At 63.2% G+C, this 21392-nt stretch carries 24 protein-coding genes and 1 riboswitch; of the genes, 21 read left to right on the top strand and 3 right to left on the bottom strand.

Annotated elements, in window-relative coordinates; genetic code table 11:
• Positions 1–357: 357 nt before the first annotated feature.
• The 4 genes from WA145_RS05540 to trhA all read left to right on the top strand — a co-directional run bounded on the left by WA145_RS05540 (position 358) and on the right by trhA (position 5253).
• Positions 358–1497, top strand: a complete 1140-nt coding sequence (locus WA145_RS05540) for an acyl-CoA dehydrogenase family protein (RefSeq protein ID WP_422580608.1) — start codon at positions 358–360, stop codon at positions 1495–1497.
• A gap of 110 nt (positions 1498–1607) precedes the next feature.
• Positions 1608–3245, top strand: coding sequence for an AMP-binding protein (locus WA145_RS05535; RefSeq protein WP_422580607.1), 1638 nt, complete (start codon positions 1608–1610; stop codon positions 3243–3245).
• Positions 3246–3315: 70 nt separating this feature from the next.
• A complete protein-coding gene (locus tag WA145_RS05530; protein WP_422580606.1) occupies positions 3316–4497 on the top strand; it encodes a CaiB/BaiF CoA transferase family protein in 1182 nt (393 codons plus the stop codon).
• Between the two features lie 138 nt (positions 4498–4635).
• Entirely contained in the window at positions 4636–5253 is a 618-nt protein-coding gene (gene trhA / locus WA145_RS05525; protein WP_422580605.1) for a PAQR family membrane homeostasis protein TrhA, read from the top strand.
• An 11-nt stretch (positions 5254–5264) separates the two neighbouring features.
• Here trhA and WA145_RS05520 read toward each other — a convergent pair whose 3' ends face one another.
• The 3 genes from WA145_RS05520 to WA145_RS05510 all read right to left on the bottom strand — a co-directional run bounded on the left by WA145_RS05520 (position 5265) and on the right by WA145_RS05510 (position 7234).
• On the bottom strand, positions 5265–5759 hold the full coding sequence (locus WA145_RS05520) for a SprT family zinc-dependent metalloprotease (RefSeq protein ID WP_422580604.1): 495 nt from the start codon (positions 5757–5759) through the stop codon (positions 5265–5267).
• A 114-nt stretch (positions 5760–5873) separates the two neighbouring features.
• Positions 5874–6473: a Yip1 family protein gene (locus WA145_RS05515; RefSeq protein WP_422580603.1), complete on the bottom strand. Its 600-nt coding sequence runs from the start codon at positions 6471–6473 to the stop codon at positions 5874–5876.
• Positions 6474–6631: 158 nt separating this feature from the next.
• Positions 6632–7234: a DNA-J related domain-containing protein gene (locus WA145_RS05510; RefSeq protein WP_422580602.1), complete on the bottom strand. Its 603-nt coding sequence runs from the start codon at positions 7232–7234 to the stop codon at positions 6632–6634.
• A gap of 97 nt (positions 7235–7331) precedes the next feature.
• Here WA145_RS05510 and ttcA point away from each other — a divergent pair, with 97 nt between their 5' ends.
• From ttcA to WA145_RS05425, 17 genes are all read left to right on the top strand, one after another.
• Positions 7332–8156 carry a tRNA 2-thiocytidine(32) synthetase TtcA gene (gene ttcA / locus WA145_RS05505; protein ID WP_422580601.1) on the top strand — a complete coding sequence of 275 codons (825 nt, stop codon included), beginning with the start codon at positions 7332–7334 and terminating at the stop codon, positions 8154–8156.
• A 70-nt stretch (positions 8157–8226) separates the two neighbouring features.
• On the top strand, positions 8227–8898 hold the full coding sequence (locus WA145_RS05500; protein ID WP_422580600.1) for a DNA-3-methyladenine glycosylase I: 672 nt from the start codon (positions 8227–8229) through the stop codon (positions 8896–8898).
• 4 nt (positions 8899–8902) lie between these two features.
• Positions 8903–9667, top strand: a complete 765-nt coding sequence (locus WA145_RS05495) for an NAD-dependent deacylase (RefSeq protein ID WP_422580599.1) — start codon at positions 8903–8905, stop codon at positions 9665–9667.
• 76 nt (positions 9668–9743) lie between these two features.
• Positions 9744–10358 (top strand): C40 family peptidase, encoded by a 615-nt coding sequence (locus WA145_RS05490; protein ID WP_422580598.1) that lies wholly within the window; start codon positions 9744–9746, stop codon positions 10356–10358.
• A gap of 160 nt (positions 10359–10518) precedes the next feature.
• Positions 10519–11043, top strand: a complete 525-nt coding sequence (locus tag WA145_RS05485) for a C40 family peptidase (RefSeq protein ID WP_422580597.1) — start codon at positions 10519–10521, stop codon at positions 11041–11043.
• Between the two features lie 27 nt (positions 11044–11070).
• The gene (locus tag WA145_RS05480) at positions 11071–11733 is read left to right on the top strand and encodes an O-methyltransferase (RefSeq protein WP_422580596.1); all 663 of its coding nucleotides are present in this window, start codon (positions 11071–11073) and stop codon (positions 11731–11733) included.
• A gap of 6 nt (positions 11734–11739) precedes the next feature.
• Positions 11740–12060: a hypothetical protein gene (locus WA145_RS05475; protein ID WP_422580595.1), complete on the top strand. Its 321-nt coding sequence runs from the start codon at positions 11740–11742 to the stop codon at positions 12058–12060.
• Positions 12061–12112: 52 nt separating this feature from the next.
• Positions 12113–12347, top strand: a riboswitch (cobalamin riboswitch).
• Positions 12348–12449: 102 nt separating this feature from the next.
• Positions 12450–13061, top strand: coding sequence for a cob(I)yrinic acid a,c-diamide adenosyltransferase (gene cobO / locus WA145_RS05470; protein WP_422580594.1), 612 nt, complete (start codon positions 12450–12452; stop codon positions 13059–13061).
• A complete protein-coding gene (locus tag WA145_RS05465; protein ID WP_422580609.1) occupies positions 13061–14365 on the top strand; it encodes a cobyrinate a,c-diamide synthase in 1305 nt (434 codons plus the stop codon). Before cobO ends, WA145_RS05465 begins: the two co-directional genes overlap by 1 nt.
• Positions 14362–15009, top strand: a complete 648-nt coding sequence (gene bluB, locus WA145_RS05460; RefSeq protein ID WP_422580593.1) for a 5,6-dimethylbenzimidazole synthase — start codon at positions 14362–14364, stop codon at positions 15007–15009. The genes WA145_RS05465 and bluB overlap by 4 nt, the downstream gene beginning before the upstream one ends.
• On the top strand, positions 15006–15914 hold the full coding sequence (gene cbiB / locus WA145_RS05455) for an adenosylcobinamide-phosphate synthase CbiB (RefSeq protein ID WP_422580592.1): 909 nt from the start codon (positions 15006–15008) through the stop codon (positions 15912–15914). The genes bluB and cbiB overlap by 4 nt, the downstream gene beginning before the upstream one ends.
• Positions 15907–16899, top strand: a complete 993-nt coding sequence (gene cobD / locus WA145_RS05450; protein WP_422580591.1) for a threonine-phosphate decarboxylase CobD — start codon at positions 15907–15909, stop codon at positions 16897–16899. The genes cbiB and cobD overlap by 8 nt, the downstream gene beginning before the upstream one ends.
• Complete coding sequence (locus WA145_RS05445; RefSeq protein WP_422580590.1) at positions 16896–18392, top strand: cobyric acid synthase; 1497 nt, start codon at positions 16896–16898, stop codon at positions 18390–18392. The genes cobD and WA145_RS05445 overlap by 4 nt, the downstream gene beginning before the upstream one ends.
• Positions 18380–18901 (top strand): bifunctional adenosylcobinamide kinase/adenosylcobinamide-phosphate guanylyltransferase, encoded by a 522-nt coding sequence (gene cobU, locus WA145_RS05440; protein WP_422580589.1) that lies wholly within the window; start codon positions 18380–18382, stop codon positions 18899–18901. Before WA145_RS05445 ends, cobU begins: the two co-directional genes overlap by 13 nt.
• A complete protein-coding gene (gene cobT, locus WA145_RS05435) occupies positions 18898–19953 on the top strand; it encodes a nicotinate-nucleotide--dimethylbenzimidazole phosphoribosyltransferase (protein WP_422580588.1) in 1056 nt (351 codons plus the stop codon). Before cobU ends, cobT begins: the two co-directional genes overlap by 4 nt.
• Positions 19950–20525 (top strand): alpha-ribazole phosphatase family protein, encoded by a 576-nt coding sequence (gene cobC / locus WA145_RS05430; protein WP_422580587.1) that lies wholly within the window; start codon positions 19950–19952, stop codon positions 20523–20525. The genes cobT and cobC overlap by 4 nt, the downstream gene beginning before the upstream one ends.
• Positions 20522–21256, top strand: coding sequence for an adenosylcobinamide-GDP ribazoletransferase (locus tag WA145_RS05425; RefSeq protein ID WP_422580586.1), 735 nt, complete (start codon positions 20522–20524; stop codon positions 21254–21256). The genes cobC and WA145_RS05425 overlap by 4 nt, the downstream gene beginning before the upstream one ends.
• Positions 21257–21392: the final 136 nt, after the last annotated feature.

Here is a 21392-nt window from a genome sequence, read left to right as displayed (position 1 = left end):
AAAACGGCCGCTACGTAGCGAAGCGGAGTAACAGCCGCAGGCTGGCCCGCAGGGCGAACGCAGTGAGTCAAAAGCGGAGTTTACGTGCTGTAAATGAGCATTTGATTCGCTTCGCTCCCCCCTATGGGGCCGCGCTGAAGCGCGTTCAGCCTTACGGCTGTGAGGCCGTTTTTAACGCAGTATTGCCAACGCAGGTAGTTTTTCAACGGCCTGTTCGCCGATGGTAGGCAGCTGATTGCGCCGCCGACAAGCCGGTCGAGCGATTGGGTCAATCCAGGCTGAGCGCATGGGTCATTGAGGCGGCGGGGGCGTGGGGCCTAACCTGCTGCACGACTTCAGCTCAGGGAGCACCGCCGCATGCAGCGTCTTATTTTCGACACCGAACACAACATGTTCCGCGACGCCTTCGCCGCCTTTCTGAAAAAGGAAGTGGTGCCGCATCAGGATGCATGGGAAGCCGCCGGCGTGGTCAGCCGCGAGGTGTGGAAGAAGGCCGGCGACATGGGTTTCTTGCTGCCGTGGGCGGATGAGGAGTACGGCGGCGCCGGACTCAAGGACTTCCGCTACGAGCAGATCATGTGCGAGGAGCTGGCGAAGATTAACGAGCCGGGCTTTATGCTGCCGCTGCATTCCGCGCTGTGCGGGCCCTATATCGCCGAGTACGGTAACGCCGAACAGAAAGCGCGCTTTATGCCGGGCATCATCAGTGGCGAGCTGATTCTGGCGGTGGCGATGACCGAGCCGAGCGCCGGCTCGGATCTCGCCGGTATGCGCACCAGCGCGGTGGATCAAGGTGATCACTACGTGCTCAACGGCTCCAAGGTGTTTATCTCCAACGGTCTGCTGGCCGATGTGGTGATTGTTGCGGCCAAGACCGACCCGGCCAACAAGCACGCCATGGGCCTGTTCCTGGTCGAGCGCGGTATGCAAGGTTTCGAGCGCGGCAAGAACCTGGAAAAGCTCGGCATGAAGAGCCAGGACACCGCCGAACTGTTCTTCAATAACGTCAAGGTGCCCAAGGCCAACCTGCTGGGCGACGCCAAGGGCGGCTTCTTCTACCTGATGAACATGCTCGCCCAGGAGCGCCTGACCAACGCCTGCGGCGCGGTGGCGGCGGCCGAGGCGGCATTGCAGACCACCATCGATTATGTGCGCGAGCGCAAGGCCTTCGATCGGCCGATCTCGCACTTCCAGAACACCCGTTTCAAGCTGGCCGAGATGCGCACGCAGATTGACGTGGCGCAGGTGTTTGTCGATCGCTGCGTGATGGATCACAACCAGAAGAAACTCACCCCGGAAGTGGCCGCCGAGGCCAAGTTGTTCACCACCGAGCTGCTGTGCAAGGTGGTCGATGAGGGTGTGCAACTGCACGGCGGCTGGGGTTATATGTGGGAATACCCGATCTGCAAGATGTACGCGAACGCGCGCATCCAGCGCATCTTCGCCGGCACCTCGGAGATCATGAAGGAAATTATCAGCCGTGGGATGAAACTCTAGGGTGGCTGCAACCTGCCAGGCGATGCATTCTCGGTAATCGGATCGCCAGCCAGCTGGCTCCTACAGCGCTAACGTTTATCTCGGCAAAACAATAAGAACGAGGGAGTGCGATGACCGATCAACTGCCCCTGGAGCGCCTGGCGCTCTGGGTTGAAAAACGCCCGGATGCGGTCTGGCTCAGCCAGCCGGTTAACGGCCAGTGGCATGACTTTACCTGGGGCCAGGTGGATGAGCAGGCGCGGCGCATGGCCACGGCCTTGCACGCGCTGGGTTGCGCACCGGGGGATCGGGTGGCGCTGCTGGCGAAGAACTGCGCGGAGTGGATCATTGCCGACCTGGCGATCATGCTCGCCGGGCTGGTCAGCGTGCCGCTGTATCCGTTGCAGTCGGCGGAAAGCATCGACTACGTGCTGCGTCATGCGCAGTGCAAGGCGATCTTTCTCGGCAAGCTGGACGAACCGGCCAAGCTCGCGCCGGGTATTCCGGCCGAGGTTATGCGTATCGCCATGCCGTACCCGACCCTCTCGGCCAACCATGGTTGGCATGATTTGCTGGCGGCGCATCAGCCGTTGCGCGATGGCCACACACAGGCACCGGATGAGTTGCTGAGCATCCTCTATACCTCCGGCACCACCGGTCAGCCCAAGGGCGTGATGCTCTCGGCCAAGGCTTTTGCCATTGCCGGCGGGCGCTCGGTGCAGGAGCTGCAGATCAGCGAGCAGGATCAGTATTTCTCCTACCTGCCGCTGTCGCATGCCGCCGAGCGTTTTCTGGTGGAAATGAACGCGCTGTACAGCGGCGGCCGGGTGGCTTTTGTCGAGTCGCTGGAGACCTTTGCCAGCGATTTGCGCCATGTGCGGCCGACTGTGTTCTTCTCCGTGCCGCGGCTATGGACGCGTTTTCAACAAGGCGTGCTGGAAAAACTGCCGCAGCCCAAGCTGGCGCGCTTGCTGCGTATTCCGCTGATCGGCGGTCTGCTGGCACGTAAGATTCGCCAGGGCCTGGGGCTGGATCGCGCGCGCATTCTGGTGAGCGGCGCGGCGGCGATTCCGCGCGCCTTGCTCGATTGGTATCAGAGCATCGGCATCACCATCTGCGAGGGCTATGGCATGACCGAGCACCTGGCCTATGGCTGCTTCAACCGGCCGGGGCAAGTGCGCTTTGGCACCGTCGGCCGGCCGATGCCGGGTAATGAATTGCGCATCGCCGACAATGGCGAAATTCTCCTGCGCTGCCCGAGCCTGATGCTGGGCTACTACCTGGACCCGGAGAAAACCGCCGAAACCATCAGTGACGGCTGGCTGCACACCGGCGACAAGGGCGAGGTGGATGCGGCCGGTTACCTGAAAATCACCGGGCGGGTGAAGGACATCTTCAAGACCAGCAAGGGCAAGTACATCGCCCCTGCACCCATTGAAGGGGAGATCGCCAAGAACCTCTGGGTCGAGCAGGTGTGCCTGATGGGCAGCAACCTGGATCAGCCGTTGGCATTGATCGAGCTGTCGCCCGCCGCCCGTGAACAGGCGCGCGAGCAGGTGGCGGCCGACCTGGCGCAGACCCTGCAGCAGCTTAATGCCCAGCTTGAGGCCCATGAGCGGCTTAGCCACTTTGTCCTGGTGCGCGAGGCCTGGACCGTGGACAACGGCTGCATGACCCCGACCATGAAAATCCGCCGCAACGTACTGGAAGCGCGCTTTGCCGATCAGCTCAATGAGCTGGATGCCAGGCAGCCGCTGCATTGGCAATAACTGCACGGCGTAGGATGGGTTGAGCGCAGCGATACCCATCGGCGTTAACGATTACCCCCAAGGAGCTGTTATGTCAGGCCCGTTGTCGTCACTGAAAGTGCTGGATTTCTCCACCCTGTTGCCGGGGCCGTTTGCCTCGCTGCTGCTGGCCGATATGGGCGCCGAGGTGCTGCGGGTCGAGTCGCCCAGTCGCATGGATTTGGTGCGCGTGCTGCCGCCGCATGATGGCGGGGTATCGGCCAGCCATGCCTACCTCAACCGCAACAAGCGCTGCATCGCCCTGGACCTGAAAAAGCCTGAGGCGGTGGAGATGGTCAAGCAGCTGGTGGCCGAGTACGACATCGTGCTGGAGCAGTTTCGCCCCGGAGTGATGGACAAGCTCGGCGTGGGTTACGAGGCGCTGAAAGCGATCAACCCGAAGCTGGTCTACGTGTCGATCACCGGTTACGGCCAGACCGGCCCGTACAAGGACCGTGCCGGCCACGACATCAACTACCTGGCCCTGGCCGGTATCGCCAGTTACACCGGCCGGCGCGACAGTGGGCCGCTGCCCTTGGGGATTCAAGCGGCGGATATTGCCGGCGGCTCGCTGCACGGGGTGATCGGCCTGCTCGCAGCGGTGATCCAGCGCCAGGCCACGGGGCAGGGCCAGCAGGTGGATATCAGCATGACCGACTGCGCCTTTAGCCTGCACGGCATGGCCGGCGCGGGTTATCTGGCCGCCGGGGTGGAGCCGGCGATGGAAAGCCAGGCGCTGAATGGCGGCAGCTTCTACGACTATTACCGCAGCCGCGACGGCCGCTGGTTCTCGGTGGGCAGCCTGGAACCGCAGTTTATGCAGCAGTTCTGCGCCGCCATCGGCCGCCCGGAGCTGGCGGCGCGCGGTCTGTCGCCCAAGCCCGAGGATCAGCGCGCACTCAAGCGCGAGATCGAAATCGAGTTCGAGAAGCGTGACTTCGCCGAATGGAGTCAGGTATTCGCCGGGCTGGACGCCTGCGTGGAACCCATGCTCAACCTTAGCGAGGCGGTCGAACACCCGCAGATCAAGGCCCGTGGCCTGGTCACCGAGGTACCGCGTGCGGGCAATGGCCCGCAGGCGCAGATCGCCTGCCCAATCAAATTCTCCAGCGGCCTGCCCGCACCACGCCATATCGGCGCAACCCTGGGTGCGCACACCGCAGAAGTGCTGAGTGAGCTGGGTTATAGCGCCGAGCAGATCGCCGAACTGAAAGCCGCCAAGGTGGTTGCCTGACTGAGCGTTGCCGTGTCATCCCATGATCGTCTGGTTAGTCAGTCGCTTTGCTGGGTAGAACGGGCGCTCGTCAAACGCTGATTTTTCCGGCATAAGCCTGGGGCATTCATGTCAGTGGGCGGTTCGGGAACGGAAAATATGTATCACGGGGAACGCTTTAACGCCTGGACCCATCTGGTCGGGGCGCTGCTGGCCTGCGCCGGCGCGGTGTGGCTGCTGGTGCTGGCCAGCCTGGAGGGCGAGCTGCGCAAGATTATCAGCGTGGCCATTTACGGCCTGACGCTGGTGTTGCTCTACAGCATCTCCACGCTTTACCACAGTGTGCAGGGGCGGGCGAAGGTAGTGATGCGCAAGCTCGATCACCTATCGATCTACCTGCTGATCGCCGGCAGCTATACGCCGTTCTGCCTGGTTACCCTCTACGGGCCTTGGGGCTGGTCGCTATTCGGCGTGGTCTGGGGGCTGGCGCTGGTCGGTATGCTGCAGGAGATCAAGCCGCGCTCCGAGGCGCGGGTGTTGTCGATTGTGATCTACGCGGTGATGGGCTGGATTGTGCTGATTGCGGTTCAGCCGCTGATCGCCGCATTGGGCATGGCGGGCTTTATCTGGCTGGCTGGCGGCGGGGTGCTCTACACGGTAGGCATTATCTTCTTCGCCTATGACAGCCGTTTCCGCCATTGGCATGGCATCTGGCACTTGTTCGTCATGGGCGGCAGCTTGATGCACTTTGTTGCGGTGCTGTGTTACGTGCTGTAGCCCCTCAGCGGCTATTCGACGCGCTGTTCACCGGTATAGCTCAAGGTCACCTTGCAGCGCCGGCAGAAGTAACGCCGACCCTTGCTGACCAAGGCGTGGCGTTGAGCAGAGAAGGGGAACTCGCCCTGCGGGCAGCTGCAGCGGTAGATATAGCGGCTAGCCGTGCGCCGCTGCACCGCATAGCTGTGGCAGCGGTTGGGCGGTAGCTCATACACGCCGCGCATGATCAGCTGCCATTCCTCGCCATGGGGCTGAATCTTCAGGCCAAACAGCTGATGGGCGATCAGGTGCGCCACTTCGTGGGGGACGGTCTGCTTGAGAAAGTCCTCGCGGTTGTCCCGGTACAACTGCGGGTTGAAGCGCAGCTTGTTTTCCGTCAGATGCGCCACACCGGCTTTTTGTCCACGCAGCTTGAAGCTCACCTCGGCGCGGGCAAAGGGGCGTTTGAAAAAGGCTTCAGCCTGCTGGTAGCACTGTTCTACGCGGCTTAGAAGGTGTTCGGGCATGGCGGCGGCGATCAAGACTGGGGTGGCGATTATGCCCAAGGCAGGCAGTGCCTGCAGCCCTGAAACGACGAAACCACCCGCAGGTGGTTTCGTGTTATGTCATCAGGCGTTGCCTTAGCTGGTGTACACCGGGCCGACCCCAAAGCCCCAGAGAATCACCGAAGTGGCGATCATCGCCACCAGCACCACCAGGCCTACGGCGAGCACCGAGCTGGAGAACATAAAGCCTTCATCCTCGGGGATGCCCATAAAGGTCGGTATGCCGACGTAGAGCAGGTACACCGTGTAACAGATGGCCGCCGTGCCCACCACCATGGCCAGCCAGAGATGTGGATAAAGCGCCGCCAGCCCGCCGATAAACAGCGGTGTAGCGGTGTAGGCCGCAAATACCACGCATTGCGTAAGGTTTGGGCTGGCATCGTAGGTGCGTGCCATCCAGTGGATAAACGCGCCCATCACTGCTATCCCGGCAAGCATTGCCAGGTAGGTCATGACGGTCATTTGCAGCGCACTGGCTTCGGTCAGCATCACCGGCGCTCGATCGCCGATTGCCCAGCCGACCTGGGTGGTGCCGATATAGGCCGAGACTACGGGGATTGCCGCGAGAATCAGTACGTGGGTGAGATACATGTGGCTGATGGTTTCTTCTTCGCCACGGATTTCCTGCCATTCCTGGTCGGGATGGGTGAATAGCCCCCAAACGTGATGGATCATGCCAGACCTCCTATTGTTATAGCGGTCGCCCCCCAGCGCAGCGCCTGATTAGCATGTGCAGCGGCATCAGGTACAAGGCCGAACCTATGCGACCGTATGTCGCAGTATAGGCAGCCATTAAAGAGGGCAAAGGTGCGCCGTTAGAGCAAATCGGACTCTCAAACGCGGCCGTAATAGCGTTCTAGGATTTCCATGGCCTTGTTGATCGATTGCAGGCGCGCCGTGTTACCGCCGCGATCGGGGTGATGCTGGCTCACCAGCTGCCGGTAGCGGTGCTTGATAGTGGCAAGATTGAGCGTTTGCTCGCGGCCTTCGAGCTCGAACAGCTCCAGCGCCGCTTGTTTCTCTTCGCTGCCGTGCATACGCGTCCAGAAGCTCAGCAGCAGCTTGGCCACAGCCTGCTCGTCGGTGTCATTGAGCTGGCTGAGGTCGAGGTAGTAGTCGCGCAGCGGGTCGTGCTCGCTCAGTTCGCTGCTGCCGGGCTGGTAGGGCAGCAATTGGATATGCAGCGCACTGATCTGCAGATAGCCGCTCTGCGTCGCCCACAGCCGTTCACGCAGGCGGTAGAGGGCGTTGAACAGCAGAAAATGCGTGCGAAACAGCACCAGTTTGTCGGTCAGCGGCAGACTGGGGAGATGCGCACACTGGCGGGCTTTCAGTAGCTGGATCAGCTGATATTCGCCAAGGCCATCAGGGGCGGCGCGCAGCAACTGGTGCAGTTGTTCGGGCAGGTCGAGGCCCGGGTCGAAATCGTCGTTCATCGGCCGAGCCTAGCATTTCAGCAACGGCGGGGTAGGGCGCGTGATGCTTTCTGGGTAAAATGCCGCACTCTCGTAAGCATCCGGATTCCAGCGCACCATGGGCACCCTCTCGGTCAATCAGAACAAACTGCAAAAACGCCTGCGTCGCCAGGCCGGCGAAGCCGTTGCCGACTTCAACATGATCGAGGATGGCGACAAGGTCATGGTCTGCCTGTCCGGCGGCAAGGACAGCTACACCATGCTCGACGTGCTGCTGCACCTGCAGAAGGTCGCGCCGATCAAGTTCGAGATCGTCGCGGTAAATATGGACCAGAAGCAGCCGGGTTTTCCGGAACATGTATTGCCGGCCTATTTGGAGTCCATCGGCGTGCCGTACCACATCGTCGAGAAAGACACCTACTCGGTGGTCAAGGAGAAGATCCCGGAAGGTAAGACCACCTGCTCGCTGTGCTCGCGCCTGCGCCGCGGCACGCTGTACACCTTTGCCGATGAGATCGGCGCGACCAAGATGGCCCTGGGGCACCACCGCGATGACATCCTGGAAACCTTCTTCCTCAATATGTTCTACGGCGGCACGCTCAAGGCCATGCCGCCCAAGCTGCGTGCCGACGATGGGCGCAACGTGGTGATTCGCCCGCTGGCCTACTGCAACGAGGCGGATATCGAGGCTTACAGCCAGCTCAAGGCATTCCCGATCATCCCGTGCAACCTCTGTGGCTCCCAGGAAAACCTGCAGCGCCAGGTGGTCAAGGAGATGCTGCAGGACTGGGAGCGCAAGTCGCCGGGGCGCACCGAGATCATGTTCCGCGCATTGCAGAACGTGGTGCCGTCGCAGCTGGCTGACCGCAACCTGTTTGACTTCGCGAGCCTGAAGATCGATGACAGCGCTACGCCGCGCTTCCTCGATGTGATGAATCTCTGAACCTGAACCTGCTGTGTAGGATGGGTTGAGCGCAGCGATACCCATCAACTTTCGGTGTAAGGACTGCCCGATGCGCGATTACAAATGGCTTAACGAGTATTGCCTGAACCGCTTCGGCTCGGCCGCTGCGCTGGAGGCGATCCTGCCGCAGCCGCGCAGCGCCGCCGAGCTGCGCACGATCACTGATGATCGCTACCTGTCGGTGCTTAGCCTGCGAATCTTCCGCGCTGGCCTCAAACACAGCCTGGTGGACGCCAAGTGGCCGGCCTTCGAGCAGGTGTTTTTCGGTTTCGATCCGGAAAAAGTCGTGCTGATGGGCGCCGAGCGCCTGGAAAACCTGATGCAGGATGCGCGCATCATCCGTCACCTGGGCAAGCTCAAAAGCGTGCCGCGCAACGCCCAGTTCATCCTCGATGTACGCCAGGAGAAGGGCAGCTTCGGCGCGCTGATCGCCGACTGGCCGGTGAGCGATATCGTCGGCCTGTGGAAGTACCTGGCCAAGCACGGCAGCCAGCTCGGCGGCCTGTCCGCGCCGCGCTTTCTGCGTATGGTCGGCAAGGATACCTTTGTGCCCAGCGATGACATGGTCGCTGCGCTGAAGGCGCAGAAGATCATCGACAAGGCGCCGACCAGCCTGAAAGAACGGGCTGCCGTGCAGGCCGCATTCAATCAATGGCAGGAGCAGAGCGGACGGCCGCTGTGTCAGCTGTCGGTGATGCTGGCGCATACGGTCAACCATTGAGGGCTTGACGATGCAGCGGGCAATCCAGCAGGTCGCACAGCAGCTCAGGCAGGCTGAACGCATCTTGCTGATTACCGGTGCCGGGCTGTCCGCCGATTCCGGCTTGCCCACCTATCGCGGCCTCGGTGGCCTGTATAACGGCTATACCGCCGAAGGCTTGCCGATTGAGCAAGCGTTGTCCGGCTCGATGCTGCAGCGTGATCCGGCGCTGTGCTGGAAATACCTGGCGGAGCTGGGCCGGGCTTGCCTAGGCGCCCAGGCCAATGCCGGACACCATGCGATTGCCGAGCTGCAGCGCAGAAAGCCGCAGTGCTGGTTGCTGACTCAGAATATCGACGGCTACCACCGCGCGGCAGGTAGCCCGATGGAGCGGGTGATCGAGATTCACGGCGAGCTGGCGCCGCTGTATTGCCAATCCTGTGGCGCGCTCGACGCCGAGCTGGCGGAGCACCTTGAGCGGCCGCTGCCGCCCAAGTGTCGGCAGTGCGCCGGGGTGCTGCGTCCGCCTGTGGTGTTGTTCGAGGAAATGCTCCCCGAACAGGCTATCGATACGCTGTATGACGAGGTGCACAAAGGCTTTGAGCTGGTGATCAGTATCGGCACCAGCGCCAGCTTCCCGTATATCGTCGAACCGCTGCTGCGCGCGCGGCAGAATGGCGGTTTTACTGTCGAGATCAACCCGCAGCGCACCGACTTGAGCGCTCGGGTGGATGTGCATCTGCAAGGGCGGGCGTTAGATGTGTTGCCGAAACTACTGAGTCACATTTAGAGCCATAGAATTTGCAAATGCATGTCATAGAGGGCATAGTCGCGCTCTTGTGAAATTTACCGACACGGTCGTGCCCATGCTCAAACGCCTCGCACCCCTCGTGCCTCTCGCACTTTCTGTGGTTCTGGCCGCCTGCGCCAACCACGTCTCACAGCCGCAGCTGACAACCCAGCCCGCGGTGTTCTCCTCGACAGAACTTGCCGAGTTTGATGAGCAAGCCAAAGAAGCGGCTCTGGGTGACTTCACCGAAGAAAAATCCTACAAACTGCCGCAACTGGCGGACAGCATCCTGACTCATGGTCTGTCGCTGGTGGGTACCCGTTATCGTTACGGCGGCAGCTCGGTCAAATCCGGCTTCGATTGCAGCGGCTTTATCGGTTACCTGTTTAAGGAAGAGCTGGGCATGAAACTGCCACGCTCGTCCCGCGACATGATCAATATCGATGCACCGCTGGTAGCGCGTGACGAGCTGGAACCGGGTGATCTGCTGTTCTTCAGCACCAATGGTCGTAATCGCGTCAGCCATGCCGGCATCTATATGGGCGATAACCAGTTTATCCACTCCAGCAGCAGCCGCAGCGGCGGCGTACGGGTCGATAGCCTGGATGATCGCTACTGGTCGCGTACCTTTATCGAGGCCAAACGTGCCCTGGCGCTGGCTCCAAGCGAGTCGGTTGTACGTCATCCCTGAACCCTGTGAGTGGCGACTGAATCTGTTCGGCCGCTGCGATTAGTCGATACTCCAAGCCCATCTCGATAGTTTTCAACAACCTGCCAAGCAAAGCTAAAGCTTGCACTAGGATGTGCAAGCCGGCAGAGTAGGGCGCATCCCGGCTCAGGATCGCTCGTCCATGACCGCTATCGCCCGTCTCAGCCTGCTGGTACTCGTTGCGCTGCTTAGCGCCTGTTCCAGCCGCGCCCCCGTTCCAACCCCACAAACCGTTGTGCATGCGCCTATTGGCAGCTTTAACGGCAATGCCGATGATGTGCTGTTTCGCGCCCTGGGCCTGGTCGGCACACCCTATCGCTACGGCGGCAATACCCCGGATGGCGGCTTCGATTGCAGTGGCCTGATTGGCTATGTCTACCGCGATGCGGCGGGCATCCGTCTGCCGCGCTCGACCCGCGAGCTGATCAGCATGCGCGCCCCGGCTGTCGGTCGCGACCGCCTGCAAAGTGGCGATCTGCTGTTTTTCGCCACCAATGGCGGCAGCCAGGTCAGCCATGCCGGCATCTATGTCGGTGACGGGCGTTTTGTGCATGCGCCGTCCAGCGGCGGCACCGTGCGCCTGGACAGCCTGAGCAACAGCTACTGGCAGCGCACCTACCTGAATGCCAAGCGCGTATTCTCCCCGGAACTGGCGAGCAACCCCTGATAACGGTTATTTGCAGAGGGAGTTGGCATGACCAACCGAACGCTCAACCTCGACTGCGCCCTGTATGACTACCTGCTGCATGTCTCGCTGCGTGAAACCCCGCTGCTCAAGCGTTTGCGCGAGGAAACCGCGCAGCTAAGCATGGCGCGTTGGCAGATTGCCCCCGAGCAAGGCCAGTTTATGGCCTTGCTGGTGCAGCTGATTGGCGCGCGGCGGATTATCGAGGTCGGTACCTTTACCGGCTACAGCGCTATTTGCATGGCCCAGGCCATGCCCGAGGATGGTCGGCTGATCTGCTGCGACATCCCCGGCGAGTACAACGCTACTGCCGAGCGTTACTGGCGCGAAGCAGGGCTGAGTGCGCGTATCGAGCTGCGTCTGGCCCCGGCGCTACAGACCCTGGCGGCGCTGGAGGCTGAAGGTTTGGCCGGTAGTATCGATCTGCTGTTTATCGACGCCGACAAGGCCAATTACCCGGCCTATCTGGAACATGCCCTGCGCCTGGTGCGCCAGGGCGGGCTGATCCTGTTCGATAACACCCTGTGGAACGGGCGGGTGCTGGAGGACAACCCCGAAAGCGCCGACACCCGGGCGATTCAGGCGCTGAATCTGGCCCTGCGGGATGATCCGCGCATCGACCTGTCCCTGTTGCCGTTGGGCGATGGCCTGAGTCTGTGCCGTAAACGCTGAGCCCCTATGCCCGAACCCATTCGTCTGCCCGAACAACCCGCTGCCTGTGAGCTGTGTGCCCGTGCGGCCGCTCTGACGCGTCATCATCTGATCCCCAAGGCGCTGCACAACAAGGTCTATGTGCAGAAGCGCTTTGGCAAAAGCGAGCGCATCAGCGCCACGCTCTGGGTTTGCCGCGCCTGTCACAACCAGATCCACCGGCTGTTTAGCGAAAAGGAACTGGCGCTGACCTACAACAACCGCGACAGCCTGCTCAGTGATGAACGCCTGCGCAGCTTTGTCGAATGGCTGGCCAGCAAGCCGGCGGGCTTTATGCCCAGGCATTGATTCACGGGTGCAAGCGGCGCATTCGTTTGACGCTTAATCACGAACTCTCTACCCTTCGCGCCTTGTAACAGGTGCCCCCGACGCTGTGCGTGTGCGGGGTGAAACTGGGAAGTCGGTGCGTTGCGTGTTTACGCCAACCATTCCGACGCTGCCCCCGCAACGGTAAGTGAGTTAAACCAGCGCTTTTCACCACTGTGCTCAGGCATGGGAAGGTGCGTTTGGTGGCGGTCTGAATTTTCAGGCCAACGCTCATAAGCCCGGAGACCGGCCTGTTACAGTCCACGGCATCGCGGAGGGCGATGGCTGGCGTGTGGCTTGCGCTGTGCGTGGGCCCGCGCTTTGTCTATCTCCGCATGCTTATCCAGCTAAATCGCAAGCGGGCATAGGTGATGACTGAATCGATTGAACGTGACGCCCGGCACAAGGCGCGCATGGCCCGCAAGAAAGCCCTGATTGACGAGAAGATTGCCCAGGCCCAGGACCAATACGGCCTGCTGCTGGTGCACAGCGGCAATGGCAAGGGCAAGAGCAGCAGCGCCTTCGGCATGGTCGCGCGCGCCTTGGGCCATGGCCTCAAGGTTGGCGTGGTGCAATTTATCAAGGGCGCGGCCAGCACCGGCGAAGAAAACTTCTTCCGCCGTTTTCCCGATGAAGTCAGCTACCACGTGATGGGCGAGGGCTTTACCTGGGAAACCCAGGATCGCCAGCGTGATATCGACAAGGCCCGTGAAGCCTGGGTGGTGGCGGCGCAGCTGCTGAACGACCCGGGCATCGGCCTGGTGGTGCTGGATGAGCTGAATATCGCGCTGAAATACGGCTACCTGGAACTCGACGCGGTGCTCGCCGATATCGAGTCGCGGCCGCTGCTGCAGCATGTGGTGGTGACCGGTCGCGGCGCATTGGCGGGGATGATCGAGGCGGCGGATACCGTCACCGAGATGAGCCTGGTCAAGCATGCGTTCAAGGCCGGCGTTAAGGCGCAAAAGGGAGTCGAATTTTGATCAGTGCCCGCCAGTGCCCCGCACTGTTGATCGCCGCGCCGGCTTCCGGTCAGGGCAAGACCACCGTCACCGCCGCCTTGGCGCGTTTGCATGCGCGCCAAGGCAAGCGCGTGCGGGTGTTCAAGTGCGGCCCGGACTTTCTCGACCCGATGATCCTCGCCCGCGCCAGCGGCGCGCAGGTGTATCAGCTCGATCTGTGGATGGTTGGCGAGGCCGAGAGCCGCAAGTTGCTGTGGGAAGCCGCAGGTGCGGCCGACCTGATTCTGATCGAAGGGGTGATGGGCCTGTTCGATGGCACGCCATCGGCGGCCGACCTGGCGCGGCACTTCGACGTGCCGGTGCTGGCGGTGATCGACGGCTCGGCCATGGCGCAGACCTTCGGTGCCATGGCCCATGGCCTGGCGACCTTTCAACCTGATCTGCCGTTCTCCGGGGTGCTCGGTAACCGGGTGGGTAGCACGCGGCACGGCGAGATTTTGCGTGATGCGCTGCCGGCCTCGATTCGCTGGTACGGCGCGTTACCGCGTAGCGCCGAGGTCGGTTTGCCGAGCCGCCATCTGGGGCTGGTGCAGGCGGGCGAGTTGGCCGACCTGGATGCGCGCCTGGATGCCGCCGCCGATGCCCTGGCCGCCAGCGCCGATACCGATTTGCCGCCGCCCGTCAGCTTCGCCGCCCCTGACCAGGCCAGGCCCGCGCCGTTACTTAAGGGCGTGCGGATTGGCGTGGCGCGCGACAGCGCCTTTGCCTTTCTCTATCAGGCCAACCTCGACCTGCTGCATGAGCTGGGCGCCGAATTAACGTTCTTCTCGCCCTTGAGTGACAGTCAGTTGCCAGAGGTGGATAGCCTCTATCTGCCCGGCGGCTACCCGGAGCTGCACCTGGCCCGGCTTGAGGCCAACCAGTCCATGGCCGCATCGATTCGTGCGCACTATGCAGCCGGCAAGCCGATCCACGCCGAGTGCGGCGGCATGCTCTATCTACTCGATAAATTGACTGACAAGCAGGGCGCGAACGGGCAGATGCTTGGTTTGTTGAGTGGCGAGGCAACTCTGCAACCACGTATGACCGCCATGGCGCTGCAACAGGCGGAGCTGCCGGAAGGGCTGCTGCGCGGTCATAGTTTCCACTACTCGGCGCTAACCAGTGAGCTGCAACCGCTGACCCGCGGCGAGTGTCCGAACTACAAGCGCACCAGTGAGGCGGTCTATCGCCAGGGGCGGATGACCGCCTCCTATATCCACTTCTACCTGCCGTCCGATCCGGCTGCCGCCGCCGCACTGTTTCTGCCCGGAGCGCTGGCATGAGTGAGCAGGCCTTCAGCCCCGAGGAGCGCGCGGCGGTCTATCGCGCGATCGCCGAGCGCCGCGATATGCGCCATTTCAGCGGCGGCCAGGTGGCTCCCGAGCTGCTCGCGCGCTTGCTCGAAGCCGCGCATCAGGCCCCCAGCGTCGGCCTGATGCAGCCCTGGCGGTTTATCCGCATTACTCGCCCGGCCTTGCGCGAGGCGATCCACGGCCTGGTCGAAGAAGAGCGCGTGCGCACCGCCGAGGCGCTGGGTGAGCGCAGCGACGAGTTTATGCGGCTGAAGGTCGAGGGCATCCGCGACTGCGCAGAATTGCTGGTGGTGGCCCTGATGGACGGCCGCGAGGCCCATGTGTTTGGCCGCCGCACCCTGCCGGAGATGGATCTGGCATCCTTGGCCTGCGCGATTCAGAACCTCTGGCTGGCCGCCCGCGCCGAAGGGTTGGGCATGGGTTGGGTGTCGCTGTTCGAACCCCAGGCCCTGGCCGATCTGCTCACTATGCCGGCTGGCAGCAAGCCGCTGGCGGTGCTGTGCCTGGGGCCGGTAACGGCGTTCTATGACGCGCCGATGCTGGTGCAGCAGGGCTGGGCCGAGCCACGGCCACTGAGTGAATTGTTGTTCGAGAACCAGTGGGGCACGCCATGAGCCTGGTGCTCAGCACCTGCGCCGGGGTCGCTCTGGATGCGATTTTTGGCGAGTCCAAGGGCTGGCATCCACTGGTGGCGTTTGGGCAGTTGGCTACCCGTATCGAGCAACGTTTTAACCCGGCCGGCGCTGGCTGGCGCAGCCATGGCGTCAGCGCCTGGTGCCTGGCGGTAGTGCCGCTGACCCTGCTGACCTGGCTCTTAACCCAGATCAGCGGCTTGGGCTGGGCGCTGGAAATTCTTGCGCTGTACGCCGCCCTTGGCCTGAAAAGCCTGGGCGAGCATGCCATGCCGGTGGCCCAGGCCCTGCGTCTGGGTGACTTGCGCCTGGCGCGTGAGCGGGTCAGTTATATGGTCAGCCGCAATACCGCGCAGCTGGACGCCGCCGGGGTGGCGCGGGCGGGCAGCGAATCGGTGCTGGAAAACGGCAGCGACGCGGTATTTGCCGCGCTGTTCTGGTTTGTACTGGCCGGTGCGCCGGGCGTGGTGCTGTACCGCCTGAGCAATACCCTGGACGCCATGTGGGGCTATCGCAACGAACGTTTCGAGCGCTTCGGTTGGGCCGCGGCGAAGATCGACGATGCACTCAATTACCTGCCTGCCCGGCTGGTCGCCTTGACCTATGCGCTGCTCGGTAAAACCATGCTGGCGCTGCGTTGCTGGCACACCCAGGCGCCGCTGTGGGACAGCCCCAATGCCGGCCCGGTAATGGCCGCCGGAGCGGGGGCGTTGGCCATCAGCCTGGGCGGCGCAGCGGAATATCACGGCGAGCTGCATCTGCGACCCGAACTGGGCGCGGGGCCGCCGCCCAAGGCGCGCGATATCGAGCGGGCACTCAATCTGGTCAACGCTGGCGTGCTGCTGTGGCTGGCGCTGCTGCTGTTGTGGGGAGCTTTTTATGCTTGAACACGGCGGCCGTCTGCGCGCCGCGGCGCTGCGTTATGGCATTGCCCTGGCGGATTGGCTGGACCTGTCCACCGGCATCGCGCCTTACGGTTGGCCGCTGCCGGCGATTCCCGCCAGTGCCTGGGCGCGCTTGCCCGAGCAGGATGACGGCCTGGAAATCGCCGCGCGCGATTACTACGGGGTAAGCAATCTGCTGCCGGTAGCCGGCTCCCAGGCCGCGATCCAGGCCCTGCCGCGTCTGGTACGTGATGCACGGGTCGGCATCGTCTCGCCAGCCTATGCCGAGCACGCCGCGGCCTGGCAGCGCGAGGGGCATAAGCTGCTGGAGATCAGCGAGGGTGCTATCGAGCGGGCGCTGGAGCGTTTGGATGTGCTGCTGCTGGTCAATCCGAATAACCCTACCGGGCGACGTATTGAGCCCAAGCGCCTGCTGGACTGGCACGCCCGCCTGGCCGAGCGCGGCGGCTGGTTGGTGGTGGATGAGGCTTTTATCGATTGCACCCCAGAATACAGCCTGGCGGCCTTTAGCGAGCGACCGGGGCTGATCGTTTTGCGCTCGTTTGGCAAGTTTTTCGCTATGGCCGGTATTCGTCTGGGCTTTGTCCTGGCCCAGCCGGCTGTGCTGGAGCCGCTGGCCGAGCTGCTCGGACCCTGGGCAATCAGCGGGCCGAGCCGGGTGGTGGCCAGCGCGTTGCTGCAGGATCACGCCGGCCAGCGCCAGCAGCGTCAACGCCTATTGGCCGACGGTGAGCGCCTGGCCACGCTGCTCGGCGCGCAAGGCTTCGCACCCACCGGTGGCTGCGCGCTATTTCAGTTCTGCTGCACGCCGCAGGCTAAGGAGTTGCACGAGTTTCTTGCCAGCAAGGGCATTCTCACTCGGCTTTTCAACAGTCCCAGCAGCCTACGTTTCGGCCTGCCGGCAGACGAACCGGGTTGGCAACGGTTGCAGCACGCGTTAACTGCCTTTGCTGGAGAGTTTGCATGAGTACGCTGATGGTGCAGGGCACCACCTCGGATGCCGGCAAAAGCACCCTGGTAACCGCGCTATGCCGCTGGCTCAAGCGCCAGGGCGTTAGCGTGGTGCCGTTTAAACCGCAGAATATGGCGCTCAACTCGGCCGTCACCGCCGATGGCGGCGAAATCGGTCGCGCCCAGGCGGTGCAGGCCCAGGCCGCCGGGCTGGCGCCGCACACCGATATGAACCCGGTGCTGCTCAAGCCCAATAGCGACACCGGCGCCCAGGTGATCATCCACGGTCGCGCGCTCAGCAGCATGGATGCCGTGGCTTATCACGACTACAAAAAGGTGGCGCTGCAGGCGGTGCTGCAGTCGCATCAGCGCCTGAGTGCGGCCTACCCAGTGGTGATGGTGGAGGGCGCCGGTTCGCCGGCGGAGATCAACCTGCGTGCCGGCGATATCGCCAATATGGGCTTTGCCGAGGCGGTGGATTGCCCGGTGCTGCTGATTGCCGATATCGACAAGGGCGGCGTGTTCGCCCATCTGGTCGGCACCCTGGCCTTGCTCTCCGAAAGCGAGCAGGCGCGGGTGCAGGGCTTTGTGATCAACCGTTTTCGTGGCGATATCGCCCTGTTGCAGCCTGGGTTGGACTGGCTGGAGCAGCGCACCGGCAAGCCGGTACTGGGCGTATTGCCCTACCTGATGGATTTCCATCTGGAGGCCGAGGACGCCATCGATATTCGCCAGAGCACCAAGGCGGCCGAGCGGATCAAGGTGGTGGTGCCGGTGCTGCCGCGCATCAGCAACCACACCGATTTCGACCCGCTGCGCCTGCATCCGCAGGTCGAGCTGACGTTTGTTGGCCCCGGTCAGGCGATTCCGGCGGCCGACCTGATCATCCTGCCCGGCTCGAAGAGCGTACGCAGCGATCTGGATTTTCTGCGTCAGCAGGGCTGGCCGGCAGCCATCTCTAGACACCTGCGTTATGGCGGCAAGCTGCTGGGTATCTGTGGCGGCTTGCAGATGCTCGGCACGCAGATCGACGACCCCCATGGCTTGGAAGGTGCGGCGGGTTCCAGCCCAGGGCTGGGGTTGCTGGATTTCTGCACGGTGCTGGAAGCCGAGAAGCAGCTGCGCAATGTGCGCGGCCGGCTGTGCCTGGAAAATGTCCCGGTCAGCGGTTACGAGATTCATGCCGGGGTCAGCACGGGCGCGGCCCTGCAAGCGGCGGCGGTGCAACTGGACGATGGCCGCAGCGACGGCGGCATAAGCGCCGATGGCCAGGTGCTCGGCACCTATCTGCATGGCCTGTTTGAAACCCCGGAGGCGTGCAGCGCACTGCTGCGCTGGGCCGGCCTGCGCGAGGTGCAGGCAGTGGATTACCACGCCCTGCGCGAACGCGATATCGAGCGCCTGGCCGATCTGGTTGAGGCGCATCTGGATACGGCCCGGCTGCGTGAACTATGCGGGCTACGGATGGCGGGCGGTCAATTGAACGAAGGTGAGTCATGCATGAACTGATTCTCGGCGGTGCCCGTTCCGGCAAGAGTCGCCTGGCCGAGCGGCTGGCGGCCGAGTCCGGCCTGGCGGTGACCTATATCGCCACCAGCCAGCCATTGGATGGCGAGATGAATACGCGCATCCAGCAGCACCGCGAGCGTCGTCCGGCGCACTGGGGCCTGGTGGAGGAACCCCTGGCCCTGGCCCGGGTGTTGCATGAGCAGGCGGGCGCGGACAAGTGCCTGTTGGTCGATTGCCTGACCCTATGGCTGACCAATCTGTTAATGCTGGATGATCCGGCGCGCCTGAGCGCCGAGCGCGATGCGCTGCTGGACTGTCTGAGTGGCTTGCCGGGGCGGATTGTGCTGGTCAGCAATGAAACCGGCCTGGGCGTGGTGCCGCTGGGCGAGCTGACCCGCCGCTATGTCGACGAGGCCGGTTGGCTGCATCAGGCCCTGGCCGAGCGCTGTGAACGTGTGCTGTTTAGCGTGGCGGGTTTGCCGATGGTTCTCAAAGGAGAGGCGTTATGAGTGAGCAATGGTGGCAACAGGGCTGTCAGGCGCTGGATATACCGGCGCGCAACAAGGCCCAGGCGCGGCAGCAACAGCTGACCAAACCGGCCGGCTCGCTTGGCCACTTGGAGCGGCTGGCGATTGCGCTGGCGGCCATGCAGGGTACTCAGCGGCCGCAGATCGAGCAGCTGTGGATCAGCATTTTTGCCGGCGACCATGGCGTGGTCGCCGAAGGCGTATCGGCATTCCCCCAGGCGGTCACCGGGCAGATGCTGCGCAACTTCGTCAATGGTGGCGCGGCGATCAGTGTATTGGCCAAACAGCTGGGCGCGACGCTTGAGGTCATCGACCTGGGCACCGCGTTGCCTTTGGAGCCGCTGCGCGGCGTGCGTCATCTGCATATCGGTGCGGGCACGGCTAACATCGCCCAGGGCCCGGCGATGACTGCCGCGCAGTTACTCATGGCCCTGGATGCTGGCCAGGCCAGCGTACTGCGCGCCCATGCAGCCGGCAGCCAGCTGTTTATCGGTGGCGAGATGGGTATCGGCAATACCACCGCGGCCACGGCCATGGCCTGCCTGCTGCTGCAGTGTCCGGCGCAGGAACTGGTTGGCCCTGGTACCGGCCTGGACAGTGCGGGCGTGGCGCACAAGGCTGCGGTGATTGAGGCCGCGCTGGAGTTGCATCGCCCGGCCATCAGCGCACCCATCGACATCCTGCAGCGCCTCGGCGGCTTCGAGATTGCCGCGCTCAGCGGTGCCTATCTGGCCTGCGCGCAGCAGGGCATTACTGCCCTGGTGGACGGCTATATCTGCAGCGTTGCCGCGCTATTGGCGGTGCAGCTGAATGCGGAGTGTCGCCACTGGCTGCTGTTTGCCCACAGTGGTGCCGAGCCGGGGCACCAACGGGTGCTCAAGGCGCTGCAGGCCGAGCCCTTGCTCGATCTGGGGCTGCGCCTGGGCGAGGGCAGTGGTGCGGCTCTAGCGGTGCCGCTGCTGCAACTGGCCTGCAGCCTGCACAACGAGATGGCCACCTTTGCCGAGGCGGCGGTGGCCGAGCGCCCGGCATGACGGTCTATCTGGAACTGCTGCGCCACGGTGAAACCGAGCTGGGCGGCGGCCTGCGCGGCAGTCTCGACGATGCCCTGACCGCAACCGGCTGGGCGCAGCTGCGCGCGGCGGTGGCCGAGGCCGGCCCCTGGGATCGGCTGATCAGCTCGCCTTTGCAGCGCTGTGCGCGTTTTGCCGAAGAACTGGCGACGCAGCACGGCCTGCCACTGAGCCTGGAGCCGGATCTGCAGGAGCTGCATTTCGGTGCCTGGGAAGGTCGTAGCAGCGCCGAACTGATGCAGACCAGCGCAGAAGATCTCGGCCGTTTCTGGCGCGAGCCCTATGCCTTTACCCCGCCCGAGGGCGAGCCGCTGCTGGCCTTCGAGGCGCGGATATTAGGCGCCTTGCAGCGCTTGCAGGCGAGTTATAGCGGCGAGCGTCTGCTGCTGGTGACCCATGGTGGGGTGATCCGCCTGCTGCTGGCCCGCGCCCGTGGTCTGCCGCGCAACGGCCTGCTGCAGGTGGTGGTGGGCCATGCCGAGCGCTTTCAGCTGTGCCTGGATCAGCAGGGGCAGTTGTGGGAACGCGCATGACACCCTGGTGGATTGCCCTGCAATTTCTTACCCGCCTGCCGGTGACCCTGGCTGGCATGCCGACGCCTGAGCAGATCGGCCGTTCGCTGCTGTGCTATCCGCTGGTGGGGCTGTTGATCGGTGGGTTGCTGCTCGCCGCGCAGCAACTGCTGGGTGATAGCGCCGTGCTGTTGCAGGCGGCGTTGTTGCTGACCTTGTGGGTGGGCATCAGTGGCGGCCTGCATCTGGATGGTCTGGCCGACAGCGCCGATGCCTGGGTCGGTGGCTTTGGTGATAAGCAACGCACCCTGGCCATTATGAAAGACCCGCGCAGCGGGCCGATTGCCGTGGTGGTGCTGGTACTGCTGCTGTTGCTCAAGTTTGCCGCCCTGGTGGCCTTGCTGGAGAGCGGTGCCGGGCTACTGTTGGTCCTGGTGCCCTGGCTGGCGCGTTGTCTGTTGCCGCTGCTGTTTCTGACCACGCCCTATGTGCGGGCCGGTGGCCTCGGTCAGGCCCTGGCCGAGCATCTGCCGCGCCGGCAACTGCCCTGGGTGCTGGCCGCCAATGCCGCGGCCATGTTGCTCTTCGGCTGGCCGGCGCTGCTCGCCTGGCTGGTAGCCGGAGGCGTATTTATCTGGCTGCGCAGCTTGATGCTGAAACGCCTGGACGGTACCACCGGTGATACCGCCGGAGCACTGCTGGAAATAGCCGAGTGCGCGGTGCTGGTGGCCCTGGCCTGTAGCGGGCCTTGATTAGCAGGCTGTTGAAAAACTACCTGCGTTGGCAATACTGCGTTAAAAACGGCCTCACAGCCGTAAGGCTGAACGCGCTTCAGCGCGGCCCCATAGGGGGGAGCGAAGCGAATCAAATGCTCATTTACAGCACGTA

It is taken from the genome of Pseudomonas sp. (assembly GCF_049301935.1).
GTDB lineage: Bacteria > Pseudomonadota > Gammaproteobacteria > Pseudomonadales > Pseudomonadaceae > Aquipseudomonas.
This window is presented reverse-complemented; position numbering and strand designations above follow the sequence as displayed.

Coding starts and splice junctions, on each gene's coding strand:
- WA145_RS05535 (WP_422580607.1), top strand. CDS start 1,608: ATGACCGATCAACTGCCCCTGGAGCGCCTGGCGCTCTGGGTTGAAAAA.
- WA145_RS05510 (WP_422580602.1), bottom strand. CDS start 7,234: ATGAACGACGATTTCGACCCGGGCCTCGACCTGCCCGAACAACTGCAC.
- WA145_RS05425 (WP_422580586.1), top strand. CDS start 20,522: ATGACACCCTGGTGGATTGCCCTGCAATTTCTTACCCGCCTGCCGGTG.
- trhA (WP_422580605.1), top strand. CDS start 4,636: ATGTATCACGGGGAACGCTTTAACGCCTGGACCCATCTGGTCGGGGCG.
- ttcA (WP_422580601.1), top strand. CDS start 7,332: ATGGGCACCCTCTCGGTCAATCAGAACAAACTGCAAAAACGCCTGCGT.
- WA145_RS05540 (WP_422580608.1), top strand. CDS start 358: ATGCAGCGTCTTATTTTCGACACCGAACACAACATGTTCCGCGACGCC.
- cobU (WP_422580589.1), top strand. CDS start 18,380: ATGCATGAACTGATTCTCGGCGGTGCCCGTTCCGGCAAGAGTCGCCTG.
- WA145_RS05475 (WP_422580595.1), top strand. CDS start 11,740: ATGCCCGAACCCATTCGTCTGCCCGAACAACCCGCTGCCTGTGAGCTG.
- bluB (WP_422580593.1), top strand. CDS start 14,362: ATGAGTGAGCAGGCCTTCAGCCCCGAGGAGCGCGCGGCGGTCTATCGC.
- WA145_RS05500 (WP_422580600.1), top strand. CDS start 8,227: ATGCGCGATTACAAATGGCTTAACGAGTATTGCCTGAACCGCTTCGGC.
- WA145_RS05485 (WP_422580597.1), top strand. CDS start 10,519: ATGACCGCTATCGCCCGTCTCAGCCTGCTGGTACTCGTTGCGCTGCTT.
- cobC (WP_422580587.1), top strand. CDS start 19,950: ATGACGGTCTATCTGGAACTGCTGCGCCACGGTGAAACCGAGCTGGGC.
- WA145_RS05530 (WP_422580606.1), top strand. CDS start 3,316: ATGTCAGGCCCGTTGTCGTCACTGAAAGTGCTGGATTTCTCCACCCTG.
- WA145_RS05480 (WP_422580596.1), top strand. CDS start 11,071: ATGACCAACCGAACGCTCAACCTCGACTGCGCCCTGTATGACTACCTG.
- WA145_RS05490 (WP_422580598.1), top strand. CDS start 9,744: ATGCTCAAACGCCTCGCACCCCTCGTGCCTCTCGCACTTTCTGTGGTT.
- cobD (WP_422580591.1), top strand. CDS start 15,907: ATGCTTGAACACGGCGGCCGTCTGCGCGCCGCGGCGCTGCGTTATGGC.
- WA145_RS05515 (WP_422580603.1), bottom strand. CDS start 6,473: ATGATCCATCACGTTTGGGGGCTATTCACCCATCCCGACCAGGAATGG.
- cbiB (WP_422580592.1), top strand. CDS start 15,006: ATGAGCCTGGTGCTCAGCACCTGCGCCGGGGTCGCTCTGGATGCGATT.
- cobO (WP_422580594.1), top strand. CDS start 12,450: ATGACTGAATCGATTGAACGTGACGCCCGGCACAAGGCGCGCATGGCC.
- WA145_RS05520 (WP_422580604.1), bottom strand. CDS start 5,759: ATGCCCGAACACCTTCTAAGCCGCGTAGAACAGTGCTACCAGCAGGCT.
- WA145_RS05445 (WP_422580590.1), top strand. CDS start 16,896: ATGAGTACGCTGATGGTGCAGGGCACCACCTCGGATGCCGGCAAAAGC.
- cobT (WP_422580588.1), top strand. CDS start 18,898: ATGAGTGAGCAATGGTGGCAACAGGGCTGTCAGGCGCTGGATATACCG.